15 protein-coding genes are annotated in these 15,557 nt (G+C 70.9%); 6 read left to right on the forward strand and 9 right to left on the reverse strand.

The genetic code is table 11. The annotated features are described in order from the left end of the window. Nucleotides 1-24 precede the first annotated feature (24 nt). Entirely contained in the window at nt 25-1,524 is a 1,500-nt protein-coding gene (gene mmsA / locus OG446_RS12130) for a CoA-acylating methylmalonate-semialdehyde dehydrogenase (protein WP_328894039.1), read from the reverse strand. After that, complete coding sequence (locus OG446_RS37165; RefSeq protein ID WP_389258965.1) at nt 1,521-1,964, reverse strand: 5-deoxy-glucuronate isomerase; 444 nt, start codon at nt 1,962-1,964, stop codon at nt 1,521-1,523. Before OG446_RS37165 ends, mmsA begins: the two co-directional genes overlap by 4 nt. 184 nt (nt 1,965-2,148) lie before the next feature. Here OG446_RS37165 and OG446_RS12140 point away from each other — a divergent pair, with 184 nt between their 5' ends. The 4 genes from OG446_RS12140 (at nt 2,149) to OG446_RS12155 (ending at nt 6,011) form a co-directional block, all read left to right on the forward strand. Further along, nucleotides 2,149-2,520 (forward strand): peptidoglycan-binding domain-containing protein, encoded by a 372-nt coding sequence (locus OG446_RS12140; protein ID WP_328894040.1) that lies wholly within the window; start codon nt 2,149-2,151, stop codon nt 2,518-2,520. A 297-nt stretch (nt 2,521-2,817) separates the two neighbouring features. Then, complete coding sequence (locus tag OG446_RS12145; protein WP_148018752.1) at nt 2,818-3,015, forward strand: helix-turn-helix transcriptional regulator; 198 nt, start codon at nt 2,818-2,820, stop codon at nt 3,013-3,015. A gap of 158 nt (nt 3,016-3,173) precedes the next feature. Further along, the gene (locus OG446_RS12150; RefSeq protein WP_328894041.1) at nt 3,174-3,482 is read left to right on the forward strand and encodes a heavy-metal-associated domain-containing protein; all 309 of its coding nucleotides are present in this window, start codon (nt 3,174-3,176) and stop codon (nt 3,480-3,482) included. A gap of 105 nt (nt 3,483-3,587) precedes the next feature. Next, nucleotides 3,588-6,011: a heavy metal translocating P-type ATPase gene (locus OG446_RS12155; RefSeq protein WP_328894042.1), complete on the forward strand. Its 2,424-nt coding sequence runs from the start codon at nt 3,588-3,590 to the stop codon at nt 6,009-6,011. Between the two features lie 545 nt (nt 6,012-6,556). Here OG446_RS12155 and OG446_RS12160 read toward each other — a convergent pair. Continuing rightward, the gene (locus OG446_RS12160) at nt 6,557-7,855 is read right to left on the reverse strand and encodes a citrate synthase (RefSeq protein ID WP_148018755.1); all 1,299 of its coding nucleotides are present in this window, start codon (nt 7,853-7,855) and stop codon (nt 6,557-6,559) included. A gap of 197 nt (nt 7,856-8,052) precedes the next feature. Beyond that, nucleotides 8,053-10,338 carry an SF1B family DNA helicase RecD2 gene (gene recD2 / locus OG446_RS12165; protein ID WP_328894043.1) on the reverse strand — a complete coding sequence of 762 codons (2,286 nt, stop codon included), beginning with the start codon at nt 10,336-10,338 and terminating at the stop codon, nt 8,053-8,055. Between the two features lie 40 nt (nt 10,339-10,378). Between recD2 and OG446_RS12170 the strand changes: the two genes are divergently transcribed. Then, nucleotides 10,379-10,585: a hypothetical protein gene (locus OG446_RS12170; protein WP_328894044.1), complete on the forward strand. Its 207-nt coding sequence runs from the start codon at nt 10,379-10,381 to the stop codon at nt 10,583-10,585. Between the two features lie 29 nt (nt 10,586-10,614). On the opposite strand, the gene OG446_RS12175 is transcribed toward OG446_RS12170, so the two are convergent. After that, nucleotides 10,615-11,265 carry an NAD(P)-dependent oxidoreductase gene (locus tag OG446_RS12175; protein WP_328894045.1) on the reverse strand — a complete coding sequence of 217 codons (651 nt, stop codon included), beginning with the start codon at nt 11,263-11,265 and terminating at the stop codon, nt 10,615-10,617. 125 nt (nt 11,266-11,390) lie between these two features. Here OG446_RS12175 and OG446_RS12180 point away from each other — a divergent pair, with 125 nt between their 5' ends. Continuing rightward, nucleotides 11,391-11,768 carry a winged helix-turn-helix transcriptional regulator gene (locus tag OG446_RS12180; protein WP_328898278.1) on the forward strand — a complete coding sequence of 126 codons (378 nt, stop codon included), beginning with the start codon at nt 11,391-11,393 and terminating at the stop codon, nt 11,766-11,768. A gap of 156 nt (nt 11,769-11,924) precedes the next feature. Here the strand turns inward: OG446_RS12180 and OG446_RS12185 are convergent, their stop codons facing one another. From OG446_RS12185 to OG446_RS12200, 4 genes are all read right to left on the reverse strand, one after another. Beyond that, nucleotides 11,925-12,734 (reverse strand): class I SAM-dependent methyltransferase, encoded by an 810-nt coding sequence (locus OG446_RS12185; protein WP_328894046.1) that lies wholly within the window; start codon nt 12,732-12,734, stop codon nt 11,925-11,927. 29 nt (nt 12,735-12,763) lie between these two features. Then, the gene (locus OG446_RS12190; protein ID WP_328894047.1) at nt 12,764-13,129 is read right to left on the reverse strand and encodes a hypothetical protein; all 366 of its coding nucleotides are present in this window, start codon (nt 13,127-13,129) and stop codon (nt 12,764-12,766) included. A gap of 421 nt (nt 13,130-13,550) precedes the next feature. Continuing rightward, nucleotides 13,551-14,378 (reverse strand): sugar phosphate isomerase/epimerase family protein, encoded by an 828-nt coding sequence (locus OG446_RS12195; protein ID WP_328894048.1) that lies wholly within the window; start codon nt 14,376-14,378, stop codon nt 13,551-13,553. Then, nucleotides 14,375-15,520: a dihydrodipicolinate synthase family protein gene (locus tag OG446_RS12200; RefSeq protein ID WP_328894049.1), complete on the reverse strand. Its 1,146-nt coding sequence runs from the start codon at nt 15,518-15,520 to the stop codon at nt 14,375-14,377. The genes OG446_RS12195 and OG446_RS12200 overlap by 4 nt, the downstream gene beginning before the upstream one ends. Nucleotides 15,521-15,557: the final 37 nt, after the last annotated feature.

A 15,557-nucleotide genomic window follows, 5' to 3' on the forward strand; every position in this document is an offset into this window, starting at 1 on the left:
CCTGCAGTGCTGTGCGGTGCGGCGTCAGTGGTTGCTGGGGAAGCCCAGGTCGACGCCGGCGGGGGCGTCGGCCGGGTCGGGCCAGCGGGTGGTGGTGACCTTGCCGCGGGTGTAGAAGTGCACGCCGTCGTTGCCGTAGATGTGGTGGTCGCCGAAGAGCGAGTCCTTCCAGCCGCCGAAGGAGTGGTAGCCCACCGGCACCGGGATCGGGACGTTGATGCCGACCATGCCGGCCTCGATCTCCAGCTGGAAGCGGCGGGCGGCGCCGCCGTCGCGGGTGAAGATCGCGGTGCCGTTGCCGTACGGCGAGGCGTTCATCAGCGCCACGCCCTCCTCGTACGTGTCGACGCGCAGCACGCACAGGACCGGGCCGAAGATCTCGTCCTTGTACGCGTCCGAGTCGGTGGAGACGTTGTCGAGGAGCGAGAGACCGATCCAGTGGCCGTCCTCGAAGCCCTCGACCGTGTGGCCGGTGCCGTCGAGGACGACGTCGGCGCCCTGGGCGGCCGCGCCGGTGACGTAGGAGGCGACCTTGTCGCGGTGGGCGGCGGTGATCAGCGGGCCCATCTCGGACGTGGGGTCGGTGCCGGGACCGATCTTGATCTTCTCGGCGCGGTCCTTGATCCGGGCGACGAGGTCGTCGGCGACGGAACCGACCGCGACGACCGCGGAGATCGCCATGCAGCGCTCACCGGCGGAGCCGTACGCGGCGGAGACGGCGGCGTCGGCGGCGGCGTCGAGGTCCGCGTCCGGCAGGACCAGCATGTGGTTCTTCGCACCGCCGAGCGCCTGGACGCGCTTGCCGTTGGCGGACGCGGTGGCGTGGATGTAGCGGGCGATCGGGGTCGAGCCTACGAAGGAGACGACGGAGACGTCCGGGTGGTTCAGCAGACCGTCGACGGCGACCTTGTCACCGTGCAGGACGTTCAGGACACCGTCCGGCAGACCGGCCTCGGCGGCCAGCTCGGCAAGGAGGTTGGCGGCCGACGGGTCCTTCTCGCTCGGCTTGAGGACGAAGGTGTTGCCGCAGGCGATGGCCAGCGGGAACATCCACATCGGGACCATGGCCGGGAAGTTGAACGGCGTGATGCCGGCGACGACACCGATCGACTGGCGGATCGAGGAGACGTCGACCCGGGTGGAGACCTGTGTGGACAGTTCGCCCTTGAGCTGCGTGGTGATCCCGCACGCCAGCTCGACGATCTCCAGACCGCGGGCGACCTCGCCCAGCGCGTCCGAGTGCACCTTGCCGTGCTCGGCGGTGATCAGCGCGGCGATCTCGTCGCGGTGGGCGTCCAGCAGCGCGCGGTAGCGGAACAGGATCGCCGTGCGGGCGGAGAGCGATGAGGTGCCCCATGTCGCGTACGCCGCCTTCGCGGACGCCACCGCGGCGTCCACCTCGTCCGGGGAGGCGAGCGCGACCTGGGTGGTGACGGCTCCGGTGGCCGGGTCGGTGACCGGGCCGTAGTTGCCCGACGCGCCCTCGACGGTCTTGCCACCGATCCAGTGGTTGACGGTCTTCATGCTGTGTCTCCTTCAGAGAGGGGGTGGGCGGCGTCGGCCGGTGAGGCGTCGTTCGTACTCTTCCCGTGCGGGGACCGACGACGGGCAAAGCGGCCTTTGCGGCCATGCCGACATCCCACCACGCCCGCGCCGGAGGGGGGCCCGACACTGTGTCTGCCGTTTCGGTACGCGTGTAGACACAAGGAGGGCGGCCCGGGACGCCGCGACCGGCCCGGCCCGCGGGGGGCGACGGGATACCTCCGGCGCGGGGCCGTAGCGAGCGGGGAGCTTCGCTCGCACTTCGCTCCTGCCAGGGCGAAGCGGCCGCCTGCGCCGGAGGCGATCTGTGCATGGGCGTCACGCGGTACGTACGCGAAGGCGGGCCCCCCGCTGAACACGCTCTTCCGGCCCAGCAGTTCAAAGATCTCATCTGAGATGTGCACCGTACAGCCACCGGTCAACGGCAGTACGGTCCACTCGCTCTCCTCGGTGACAAGTGTGTGAACTCCTCCCGTCCCCGGGTCCCGGCCGCCGCCCCGGGAGTGACGTCACGGCAGTACGCGGTGTTGTCCCCGAAGAGAGGGCGGGGCCCGCCGTCCCAGGCACCCGGCCGCCGTCACCGCATCGTTCGAGGAGTACCCCACCGTGATCCGTACGACTCCGCCGTTCCGCCGCCCGGCCCAGGGTTCGGCCCTGGCCGCGCTCGTCCTGGCCGCCGCTCTCGCCGTGGCGCCCGGCGCCGCAGCCGACGAGAGCAACGCGACCCCGCCCGGCTCCAGCCCCGTCTGCGCCTTCTACGACGGGGACGGGCTGACCGCCTTCGGAGAAGAGGGCGAGCGCGTCTCCCAGGTGCAGTGCATGCTCGCCAACCGGCGCTACCTGCCGTGGGAGGCGGTCGACGGCGTGTTCGGAGCCCGGACCCTCGCCGCCGTCCTGCGTTTCCAGGCCGACCACCCGCCGCTCGTCCCGGACGGCCTCGTCGGCCCGCGCACCTGGTCGGCGCTCTGGCACGCCTGACGGCCGGGGTGCGCCCGGGGGCCGGGGTACGCACCCGGGCCCTCGGGCATCCCGGGCGCACCCGCCGGATACAACCGGCCCCTTGCACCCATGCGTTCCTTCTGTCACAGCGGTGACCTACTCGTCACGCATGTCTCCGTTACGCGGGTTTTCCGTCACAGGCGATCGACAGGCCCACCCCACCTCCCGTCGCCCTCGTTCACCGGCCAGAGGCTGAGTGATCGACAGCGTCCGCGCCGCAGCTCCCCCGACGGCCCCCAGGCCACCGCTGCGGCGCAGCGCAGAGAGGTGGCACGCATGACGGACAGAAGGCTCTGGTCCTACAAGGACATCGCCGCACACATCCGGGTGCAGCCGGACACGGTCCGCTCCTACCGCAAGCACGGTCTCCTGCCCGCTCCGGACCACGTGGAGGGCGGAAAGCCCTACTGGTACGCGGACACCGTCCGCGCCTGGGTCGCCGCCCGCCCGGGCAACCGGGGCCGACGGGAGTGACCACCGGCTCACTCGGTTGGCCCAGGGCCCCGGGGGCCACTCGCATTCATACCCCCTAGGGGTATATAGTCGTGAGTGTGGAAGCGCACCGGCCTTCCCGGAGTCCCCCTGGGCCCCTGCCGCCACATCCATTTGTGCTCGTCGAAGAGGAGAACACGATGACCGCCGAGACCCAGCTCCCCCAGGCGACCGGCTCCTGCTGCTCGCCCAGCGGCTCCTGCCACGACAGCGCGGACACGGGCGCCGAGCAGGGCGGCGTGACCACCGTCTACCAGGTGACCGGCATGACCTGCGGGCACTGCGAGGGCGCGGTCTCCGAGGAGATCTCCGCCATCGAGGGTGTCACCTCGGTGAAGGCCGTGGCGTCCACCGGGCAGGTGACGGTGGTCTCCCGGTCCCCGCTGGACGACGAAGCCGTGCGCGCCGCGGTCGACGAGGCGGGTTACGAGCTCGCCGGCCGGGCCTGACCGCATCGGGATCCACGGCACCCGCATCACCCCTTCGCCGCCGGGCCGGGCCGACCAGCAGATACTGGTGGGGCACGGCCCGGTCGGCGTTTCAGGAGTTCGGACATGCACAGCGCAACAGAGGTCGAGGCCGCGACGGCGGAGAGCTCGCAGGCCGAGCTCACGATCGGCGGGATGACCTGCGCGTCCTGCGCGGCACGCGTCGAGAAGAAGCTGAACCGGATGGACGGCGTCAGCGCCACCGTCAATTACGCGACGGAGAAGGCCCGGGTCTCGTACGGCCCCGGAACCGGCCTCGCGGACCTGATCGCCACGGTCGAGAAGACCGGCTACACAGCGAAACCCGTACCCCGCCCGGCACCGGCGCCCCCTGCCCCGGCCCCCTCCGCCCCGGCGACCGCGGCCCCGGCATCGGCATCGGCATCGGCATCGGCCGAGCCGCCGGGCCCCGCCGCCACCGACGTCCCGCCGACCCAGGCCCAGGCCCCAGCCCCGGCCCCGGCCCCGGCTGCGGACGACGGCGCCGAGACCCGCACCGGCACCGATGACGGCCCCGCCCCCGCTCTCGCCGCACTGCGGCAACGGCTCATCGTCTCGGCCCTCCTCGCCGCCCCCGTCGTGCTGCTCGCGATGGCCCCGGCCCTCCAGTTCGACAACTGGCAGTGGCTCTCCCTGACCCTCGCCGCCCCCGTCGTCATCTGGGGCGGGCTGCCCTTCCACCGCGCCACCTGGACCAACCTCCGGCACGGCGCGGCCACCATGGACACCCTGGTCTCGGTCGGGACCCTCGCCGCCTTCGGCTGGTCGCTCTGGGCCCTGTTCCTCGGCGACGCCGGAATGCCCGGCATGAGGCACGGCTTCGACTTCACCGTGTCCCGCGCCGACGGGGCCTCCACCATCTATCTGGAGGTCGCGGCCGGGGTCGTCACCTTCATCCTGCTGGGCCGCTACCTGGAGGCGAAGTCCAAGCGGAAGGCCGGTTCCGCTCTCCGCGCGCTGATGCACCTGGGCGCCAAGGACGTCGCGGTCCTGCGGGACGGCGCGGAGGTACGCGTCCCGGTGGGCCGGCTCGCCGTCGGCGATCGCTTCGTCGTCCGCCCCGGCGAGAAGGTCGCCACCGACGGCACCGTCGTCGAGGGCACCTCGGCGGTGGACGCGTCGATGCTCACCGGCGAGTCCGTGCCCGTCGACGTGCGCCCCGGTGACGCCGTCACCGGCGCCACCGTGAACGCCTCCGGCCGGCTCGTCGTCGAGGCCACCCGGGTCGGCGCCGACACCCAGCTGGCCCGGATGGCCCGGCTCGTCGAGGACGCGCAGAACGGCAAGGCCGAGGTGCAGCGGCTGGCCGACCGGATCTCGGCGGTGTTCGTCCCCGTGGTCCTGGTGATCGCCCTGGTCACCCTGGTCGCCTGGCTGCTGGTGACGGACGACGTGACGGCCTCGTTCACGGCCGCCGTCGCCGTACTGATCATCGCCTGCCCGTGCGCCCTGGGCCTCGCCACCCCGACCGCCCTCATGGTCGGCACCGGACGCGGCGCCCAGCTCGGCATCCTGATCAAGGGCCCCGAAGTCCTGGAGACCACCCGCCGCGTCGACACCATCGTCCTCGACAAGACCGGCACCGTCACCACCGGAAAGATGACCCTCCAGACCGTCCACACCGCACCCGGCACCACCGAGACCGACGTCCTGCGCCTCGCCGGAGCCCTGGAACACGCCTCCGAACACCCCATCGCCCAGGCCGTCGCCACCGGAGCCACCGACCGCACGGGCACCGCGCTCCCCACCCCTGAGGACTTCGCCAACGTGCCCGGACTCGGCGTCCAGGGCATCGTCGAGGGCCACACCGTGCTCGTCGGCCGTCCCCGGCTGCTCGCCGACGCCGGAATCGGCCTGCCCGACGCGCTGGCCGCCGCGGTGACGGAGGCGGCCGCCCAGGGCCGTACCGCGATCGCGGTCGCCTGGGACGGCGAGGCACGCGGTGCCCTCGAAGTCGCCGACGCGGTCAAGGAGACCAGCGCGGCCGCGGTCGCCGACCTCCGCGCGCTCGGCCTGACACCGATCCTGCTGACCGGCGACAACCGGGCGGTCGCGGAATCCGTGGCCCGCGCCGTCGGAATCGACGAGGTCCGCGCCGAGGTGCTCCCCGAGGAGAAAGCGCACGTCATCGAGCGCCTCCAGGCCGAGGGGCGTTCGGTCGCCATGGTCGGTGACGGGGTCAACGACGCGGCGGCACTGGCCACCGCGGACCTCGGTCTGGCGATGGGCACGGGCACGGACGCCGCGATCGAGGCGAGCGATCTGACGCTCGTTCGTGGAGATCTCAAGGTGGCAGCCGATGCCATCCGGCTCTCCCGGCGCACCCTGGCCACCATCAGGGGCAACCTTTTCTGGGCATTCGGCTACAACGTTGCCGCCCTACCCCTTGCGGCATTTGGCCTGCTCAACCCTATGATTGCGGGAGCGGCGATGGCCTTCTCCTCGGTCTTCGTCGTGACGAACAGCCTGCGCCTGCGGTCCTTCACGTAATTTCCACAAAGAGACCTAGATCACACCGATTCAGGGGTAACCATTCGGTGGGTTCGCGAGTCTAAGAGTGCGATGCCAAAGGATGTCTTGGGGGACGTCCGACGGAGGGTCTTGGGGGACGCTCCGGGCAAGCGTTGGCCGGGGCACGTGCACCGGGGAGCTTTGAGCGGCCCTCCCGTCGGTACGTACCCCGGCAGACCGCAGGCGGCACGCGCAGGCGGTACGAGGAACAGCGCAGGACCAGAACGACCCAGCAGTACCGAGGAACCCAGGAGCTTCGGCTCCCACTGAACGCCCGGCCGGATCCCGTGGGGGGAATCCGCTCCGGGATATGGGAAGCGCCTCGTTGTCGGCCCGTGGGGGGATCGACGGCGGGGCGCTTCTCGCTTTCCGGCGGGAGCGCTCCCGCCGGTCCGCCCGCGATGCCGCTGCCGGCACCCGGGCAAGCAAATCGCCCCGGACACCGCGCTCTGTGCGAAAGCGCGGCAGTCGGGGCGAAGGCAACCGGCCCACGGGGCCGGGGTGGTGCGGGGGTGGTCCGGAGGTCAGCGACCCTCGACCGGGACGAAGTCGCGCAGGACCTCGCCGGTGTAGATCTGGCGCGGGCGGCCGATGCGGGAACCCGGCTCCTTGATCATCTCGTGCCACTGGGCGATCCAGCCCGGAAGGCGGCCGATCGCGAAGAGCACGGTGAACATCTCGCTCGGGAAGCCCATGGCCCGGTAGATCAGACCGGTGTAGAAGTCCACGTTGGGGTAGAGGTTGCGCGAGACGAAGTACTCGTCGGAGAGCGCGTGCTCCTCCAGCTTGAGCGCGATGTCGAGCAGCTCGTCGGACTTGCCGAGCGAGGACAGCACATCGTGGGCCGCGGCCTTGATGATCTTGGCGCGCGGGTCGAAGGACTTGTACACCCGGTGGCCGAAGCCCATCAGGCGGACGCCGTCCTCCTTGTTCTTCACCTTCTGGATGAAGCTGTCGACATCGCCACCGTTGGCCTGGATGCCCTCGAGCATCTCCAGCACCGACTGGTTGGCGCCACCGTGCAGGGGGCCCCACAGCGCCGAGATGCCGGCGGAGATCGAGGCGAACATGTTCGCCTGCGAGGAGCCGACCAGACGCACGGTGGAGGTCGAACAGTTCTGCTCGTGGTCCGCGTGCAGGATGAGCAGCTTCTCGAGCGCCGAGACGACGACCGGGTCCGGCACGTACTCCTGGGCGGGGACCGAGAAGGTCATGCGCAGGAAGTTCTCGACGTAGCCGAGGTCGTTGCGCGGGTAGACGAACGGGTGACCGATCGACTTCTTGTACGCGTACGCCGCGATGGTCGGCAGCTTGGCCAGCAGCCGGATCGTCGAGAGGTGGCGCTGCTCCTCGTCGAACGGGTTGTGGCTGTCCTGGTAGAACGTGGACAGCGCGCTGACGACCGAGGACAGCATGGCCATCGGGTGGGCGTCGCGCGGGAAGCCGTCGAAGAACCGCTTGACGTCCTCGTGCAGCAGCGTGTGCTGGGTGATCTCGTTCTTGAAGGCCGACAGCTCGTCGACCTTCGGAAGCTCACCGTTGATGAGCGTGTACGCGACCTCAAGGAACGTCGACTGCTCGGCGAGCTGCTCGATGGGGTAGCCGCGGTACCGCAGGATGCCCTGCTCGCCGTCGAGGTAGGTGATGGCCGATTTATAGGCAGCGGTGTTGCCGTATCCGCTGTCCAGCGTCACCAGACCGGTGTTCGCCCGGAGCTTCCCGATGTCGAAGCCCTTGTCGCCGACGGTGCTGTCGATCACCGGGTAGGTGTACTCGTCATCGCCGTACCGCAGTACTACAGCGTTGCTGGTGTGCTCGCTCACGTCATCCCTCACCGACGTAGTGCCTCTTCTTCGAGGTTCCCTGACTGTCTCCACCCTCCCCCATTTGGCTCAGGAGAGTGCACTCGGGGTCGTCCATTGGACCTACTCGCGGCACTGAGTGCCGCGAACTTATTCATCCTGCCCCCTTGACTGCGGTTGCGGAAGACCTCCGTGATGTTTCCCACCGATTTGATCGATCATTTTTTCCGAGGAACCTCCGTGGATCCTCCTTCCGTGCCTCCGCGCAGCCGGTAATCCAGCGCCGTACAACGTCTGCCTGCGGAAACCGTGCGGACCGCCTGGCCGATCGCCTGCCGGGAGCCGACCAGCACCACGAGCTTCTTCGCCCTCGTCACGGCGGTGTACAGCAGGTTCCGCTGGAGCATCATCCAGGCGCTCTTCGTGACGGGGATGACGACGGCCGGGTACTCGCTGCCCTGGGAGCGATGGATCGTCATGGCGTACGCGTGGGACAGCTCGTCGAGCTCGTCGAAGTCGTAGCTGATCTCCTCGTCCTCGTCGGTGAGCACGCTCAGCTTCTGTTCGTCCAGGTCGAGGGCGGTGACGACGCCGACGGTGCCGTTGAAGACACCGTTCTCCCCCTTGTCGTAGTTGTTGCGGATCTGGGTGACCTTGTCGCCGACGCGGAACACCCGGCCGCCGAACCGCTTCTCGGGCAGGTCGGGGCGGCCCGGGGTGATGGCCTGCTGGAGCAGCCCGTTGAGATGACCGGCCCCGACCGGGCCGCGGTGCATCGGCGCGAGCACCTGTACGTCCCGGCGCGGGTCGAGCCCGAACTTGGCCGGGATACGACGGGCCGCGACATCCACGGCCAGCACCCCGGCGTCCTCCGTCTCGTCCTCCACGAAGAGGAAGAAGTCGCTGAGCCCCTGGGTGAGGGGCGGTACGCCCGAGTTGATGCGGTGGGCGTTGGTGACGACGCCGGACTGCTGGGCCTGGCGGAAGATGGTGGTCAGCCGGACCGCCGGGACGGGGCTGCCGTCGGCGAGCAGATCCCGCAGCACCTCCCCCGCGCCGACCGAGGGCAGCTGGTCCACATCGCCGACCAGCAGCAGATGGGCCCCGGGCGCCACGGCCTTGACCAGCTTGTTGGCGAGCAGCAGGTCGAGCATCGACGCCTCGTCGACGACGACGAGATCGGCGTCGAGCGGCCGGTCCCGGTCGTACGCCGCGTCCCCGCCCGGCTTGAGCTCCAGCAGCCGGTGCACGGTGGAGGCCTCGGCCCCGGTCAGCTCGGAGAGCCGCTTCGCCGCCCGCCCCGTGGGCGCCGCCAGCACCACCTTCGCCTTCTTCGCGCGGGCCAGCTCCACGATCGACCGGACGGTGAACGACTTCCCGCAGCCCGGCCCGCCGGTCAGCACGGCCACCTTCCGGCTGAGCGCGAGCCGTACGGCGGCCTCCTGCTCGGGCGCCAGGGTCGCCCCCGTACGCCCGGCGAGCCACTTCAACGCCACGTCCCAGTCCACGTCCCCGAAGGCCGGCATCCGCTCCTCCGGCGTCCGCAGCAGCCGCCGCACCTGGGCGGCCAGGGCGATCTCGGCCCGGTGGAACGGCACCAGATAGACGGCCGTGATCGGCTCACCGCCTTCGGGCGACGGCACCTTCTCCCGTACGACACCCTCCGGCTCCGCGGCGAGCTCGGCCAGGCACTCGATGACGAGCCCGGTGTCGACCTGGAGGAGCTTGACCGCGTCCGCGATGAGCCGTTCCTCGGGCAGGAAGCAGTGCCCCTGATCGCTGGACTGCGACAGCGCGTACTGCAGCCCGGCCTTGACTCGCTCCGGGCTGTCGTGCGGAATGCCGACGGCCTGGGCGATCCGGTCCGCGGTCAGGAAGCCGATGCCCCAGACGTCGGCGGCCAGCCGGTAGGGCTGGTTCTTCACGACGGAGATCGAGGCGTCCTCGTACTTCTTGTAGATACGGACGGCGATGGAGGTCGAGACGCCGACGCTCTGGAGGAAGACCATGACCTCCTTGATCGCCTTCTGCTCCTCCCACGCGGCGGCGATCATCTTCGTCCGCTTCGGCCCGAGCCCGGGGACCTCGACCAGACGCTTCGGCTGCTGCTCGATGATGTCGAGGGTGTCCACGCCGAAGTGGGTGGTGATCCGGTCGGCCATCACCGGCCCGATGCCCTTGATCAGCCCGGAACCGAGGTAGCGGCGGATGCCCTGGATCGTGGCAGGGAGGATCGTCGTGTAGTTCTCGACGGTGAACTGCTTGCCGTACTGCGAGTGCGAGCTCCACCGCCCCTCCATCCGCAGCGACTCACCGGGCTGCGCCCCGAGCAGCGACCCGACGACGGTGAGCAGGTCGTTGGCACCACGCCCGGTGTCGACGCGCGCGACCGTGTAGCCGTTCTCCTCGTTCGCGTACGTGATGCGCTCGAGTACGCCTTCGAGGACGGCCATGTTCGGTGCGGGCGATGTCGTGGAGGACGTCGTGGAGGACCTGGTGGACATGGTCGTGACGGTACCGGGCGGGGCTGACATAGCGGGGGGAATGACCATCGAGGACTGGAAAACCATTGGCGACATGATCGGTGCGGCCGTGCTGCCCCCGAAGGAGCGCCCCGACCCGGTGGACGCCCTGGCCGTGTTCGTCGCAGCCGCCCACGGCGGAGGCACCGTGCTGACCTCGGACACCCATGACATCGAGGCGTACGCCGCCACGTTGCCGGGGGCCGACGTGTCGGCCGTGGCCGTCTGACCCCGGCCGGGCAGGTCAGCCGGGCGAGGTCAGCCGGCCACCGCCGTGAGCGAGCGCCGGTGCTTCGGGGTCTCGATCTCGTCGATCAGCGCGACCGCCAGGTCGGCGTAGGAGAAGGACGGGGCGCCGTCGGCGATCACCTGCTCGCCGCCCGTCCGGTACCGGCCGGTCCTCGGCGCCGCGTCGTCCAGCATCACGGGCGGCGGGGCGATGACGAGCCAGTCGATGTCCGTCTCGGCGGCGCGGAGCACGTCGAGTTCGGCGGAGTGCCCGAGCGAGAAGGCCCGCGCCTCCTCGGGGAAGCCGGGGGCGTCGTGGACGGCCACGCCGGGCGCGGTCTCCAGTACGGACCCGATGCCGATGAGCACCAGTCGCCCGACGCCCGCCCGGGCCAGCCCGTCGAGCAGGGCGTGGGTCGCGCTCACATAGAAGTCCCGCGACGGCACGTCCATCCGGCCGGCCGCGTTGATCGCGGCGTCGTGTCCGGCTGCGGTCCCGGCGACGCTGTCCGCCTGGGTGACATCACCGACGACGACGCTGACACCGTCAGCGGTCGGCCCCTTGTACGCGGCCACGTCCCGCACGACCGCCGTGACCTGATGCCCGCGCGCGACGGCCTCCGCGACCGCCCTCCGGCCCGCACGTCCGCCCGCTCCGAAAACGACGATTCTGCTGCCCATGGGGTTCCCCTCACCAAGGCCCGCGGACCGCAGGCCGATGCAGCGGACGCTAGCCCCGCACCCCATGGTTTCCGCAACGATAGTTACGTACGCTCGTCGGCGTGAGCCAACCACTTGATCCCGAAATGTTCACGGGCTGCTCCCACCACACCTCGCCGTTGCGCATCGGCGGCAAATGGACCGCCCGGATCATCAGGTGCCTGGAGGCCGGCCCCCGGCGCTTCTCCGAACTGGAGGTCCCGCTGCGCGGCATCACGCCCAAGGTGCTGACCGAGACGCTGCGGTCGATGGAACGGGACGGCCTGGTCACCCGTACCGTCGGTGGCGGGATCCCGCCCCGGGTGGACTACGAACTGAGCGCTCTCGGCCGGTCGCTGCTCACCCCGATGGCCGCCTGCTGCGCGTGGGCGGCGGCGCATCTGCCGGAACTGGAGGACGCGCGGGAGGCGTACGAGGGCAACCTTGCCCCCGCGCCCCTGCCCGAGGCGGCCACCGGGCGGTGACCGGTCCGCCCTGCTGCCGGGGCCCTGTCCCAGCACGGACTTCGACCCGCGTTCCCGGACTGCTTTCCCGGACAGCGGACGGCGGGTCCGGAAGCCCCAACTGCCCTGCCGGATGAGGCAGGTCCGTGAACGAACAGCGTTCAGCGCCGTCCACGGTCAGCCGCCGCTTCCAGCCGTCCGGCCGCTCACCGCCCAGGCCCGGGCCGTGAGCGCGATGGATCCGTCCGGCCCTCCGGGGACAGCCGCGCCGAGTGCGTCACGTACCCGGTCCCGGTGGGCGGGCGGGAGGGCGGACACATAGGTCGGTGCAGGGCCCTGCCCTGCCAGGAACGGGTCCCACAGATCGGCGAAGTCGGTGAAGACGGTGGCCACTTCGACCGAGGTGGCCGACACATCGACGAGCCCGGCCTCGGCCCATACCGCGCGCAGCCGCTCCGGACGGCACACGGGGAACCGGCGCGCCTCGTCCCGTGCGGAAGCGGCCGCATCCACCGTGATGGCGGCGTCCCAGAAGCGGCGGATGAGCTCCATGCCGTCGGCGTAGTCCCACACGTACGCCGCGATCAGGCCGCCCGGCCCGACCACCCGGGCCATCTCCGCCACCGCCGCACCGGGTGCGGGAAGGAAGTTCAGGGCCAGGCCACTGACAGCCACGTCGCACGCTTCGTCGCGCACCGGGAGCGACATCGCGTCCGCCACGGTGAAGTACGTGGAAACCGGCGCCGTGGCTCGGGCCGAGGCCACGAACCCCTCCGACCGGTCGACCCCCACCACCGACCGAGGCGCGCACCGGGCCGTCACCACCGCCGACAGCACACCGGTACCGCATCCCACGTCCACCCACCGCAGCCCGTCCGGACAGTCGAGCCACGCCGTGAACTCCTCCGCGACAAGCCGACTCCACCGGCCCATGTACCGCTCGTAGGCGGCCCCGGTCGTCCACACGTCGAACCGCTGGCCAGTCATGGCACCACGGCCCCCGCCCGGCATCACACCTACTGACGGGCGCCCTTGATGTGGTCGATGACCTCGTTGAAATCCTTCGTGGGGGAGAAGTCCATGTACTCACAGTCCTCAAGCGCTTCCGGGGCATGCCCAGGGGCCCAGTAGAACGCCTGCCCCGCCTCGTAGATCTCGTCCCCGTGCTGCGTCCGCATCTTCAGGCGGCCCTTGAACAGGTATCCCCAGTGGGGGCACGGGCACAGGTCGTCGGGCAGCCCCTTGAGGGCGGGCGCCATGTCCGTGCCCTTGGGGAACTTCGCGAACGCGACGGCCATGTCTCCCCCGATGTCCTGCAAGCGCAACTCCACGCCGCCGTCCTCGATCGCGACGGGAGCGTCGTTCCGTGTCGTCGTCGGCATCACTCCTCCGTTTCCGGCCCCTTCGGGACCTGCGGACTCGTTCCCTTCAAGCCTGGGCCCGATGGTTCCGCCGCGCGACATATGGGGCGACAGCCGACGGAGGAGACGCCTGGGCAAGGCCGGCCGCATCTTCGGCTCGCGCTCGCCCAGCGGCATCCTGACCTTGATCCCGGTCGCCGCCGCACCCCCGCGCAGGTCATCCGGCGCCCGGTCGGTCAGCCGAGCTCGACCGACTACAGCGAAACGGGGCCCGGTCCTCGGACCGAGCCCCTCTCGCTCTCCCCCTGTCAGGCGCCTCCCGATCCCCCCGGACCCCTCCCCGGAAGCTCCTGACTACACATACGACACGGCAGGGCACGGAAGGGTTGCACGCCGGGGCAATCTTTTTGCCCCGGCGGCCGGGTCGGCCCGGCGTACGGGTTCAGCAGGCGTGCTCCGCGTAACGGGCGGCGACCTCGGCCAGGACCTCCGCGCCGTCGCGTGCCCACAGGTCCTCGTTGAAGATCTCCACCTCGATCGGGCCGTCGAAGCCGGTGGCCTCCACCGCCGTGCGGAAGCCACGGAAGTCCACACTGCCGTCGCCGAGTTGGCCACGGCCCAGCAGGACGCCCGCCGGGAGCGGGGTGATCCAGTCGGCGAGCTGGAAGGAGTGGATCCGGCCCGCCGCGCCCGCCCGGGCGATCTGGGCGGGAGCCTGGTCGTCCCACCAGAGGTGGTACGTGTCGACGACCACGCCGACCTGGTCGGCCGGGAAGCGTTCCGCGATGTCCAGGGCCTGCGACAGGGTGGAGACCACGCAGCGGTCCGAGGCGAACATCGGGTGCAGCGGCTCGATGGCCAGGCGTACGCCTCGTTCGGCCGCGTAGGGAGCCAGTTCGGCCAGGGCGTCCGCGATGCGTTCGCGGGCGCCGTACAGGTCCTTGCTGCCCTCCGGGAGGCCGCCCGAGACCAGGACCAGGGTGTCCGTGGACAGACCCGCCGCCTCGTCGAGCGCCGCACGGTTGTCGTCCAGGGCGCGGGCCCGCTCGGCCGGGTCGAGGGCGGTGAAGAAGCCGCCCCGGCAGAGGCTGGTGACGGACAGGCCGGAGTCGGCGAGGAGACGGGCGGTCGCCTCCACGCCGTACTCCTGGACGGGGGCCCGCCACAGGCCGACCTTGTCGACGCCCGCCTTCGCGCAGCCCTCGGCCAGCTCGGGCAGCGACCACTGCTTGATGGTCTCCTGGTTGATGGAGAGACGGCCGTCGCTCATCGGGTGCCTCCGTTGACCGTGAGGAACGCGCGCATGCGGGACTCGGCCCGTTCCGGGTCGGGGAACAGGCCCAGGGTGTCGGCCAGTTCGTAGGCCTTCGCCAGGTGCGGCAGTGAGCGGGCCGACTGCAGGCCGCCCACCATCGTGAAGTGGTCCTGGTGGCCGGCCAGCCAGGCGAGGAACACCACGCCCGTCTTGTAGTAGCGGGTGGGTGCCTGGAAGAGGTGGCGGGACAACTCGACCGTCGGGTCGAGGAGTTCACGGAAGCCCTTGGTGTCTCCGGTGTCCAGGACCCGTACCGCGTGCGCGGCCAGCGGGCCGAGCGGGTCGAAGATGCCGAGCAGTGCGTGGCTGAACCCCCGGTCGTCGCCGGCGATCAGCTCGGGGTAGTTGAAGTCGTCCCCGGTGTAGCAGCGCACTCCGCCCGGCAGTCGGCGGCGGACGTCGATCTCGCGCTCCGCGTCGAGGAGTGAGATCTTGATGCCGTCGACCTTGTCGGGGTGTTCGGCGATGACCTGGAGGAAGGTGTCGGTCGCCGCGTCCAGGTCGGTGGAGCCCCAGTAGCCGTCCAGCGCGGGGTCGAACATCGGGCCCAGCCAGTGCAGGATGACCGGTTCGGTGGCCTGGCGCAGGAGGTGCGCGTACGTGTCCAGGTAGTCCTGCGGGCTCTTCGCCGCGGCGGCGAGTGCGCGGGACGCCATCAGGATGGCCTGGGCGCCGCTCTCCTCGACGAGGGCGAGCTGCTCCTCGTACGCGGAACGCACCTCGGCGAGCGTGGCCGGGCCGGCGGGGAGCTGGTCGGTGCCGACGCCGCAGGCGATGGCCCCGCCGACGGACCTGGCCTCGGCGGCCGAGCGGCGGATCAGCTCGGCGGCGCCCGCCCAGTCCAGGCCCATGCCGCGCTGGGCGGTGTCCATCGCCTCGGCGACGCCCAGGCCGTGCGACCAGAGGTGGCGGCGGAAGGCGAGGGTGGCGTCCCAGTCGACGGCGGCCGGGGAGTCGGGGCTGATGTCGGCGTACGGGTCGGCGACGACGTGCGCGGCGGAGAAGACCGTACGGGAGGCGAGCGGCGCTCCGCCGGGGGCGAGGTCGAACGGGGTGGTGCGGGGCTCGTACCGGCCCTGCGGAAGGTGGATGGTCACGAGGTCAACTCCGGTGATTCCTGCGGGAGGTGGCAGC

The sequence above is a fragment of the Streptomyces sp. NBC_00236 genome, assembly GCF_036195045.1.
In the GTDB taxonomy this organism is placed as follows: domain Bacteria; phylum Actinomycetota; class Actinomycetes; order Streptomycetales; family Streptomycetaceae; genus Streptomyces.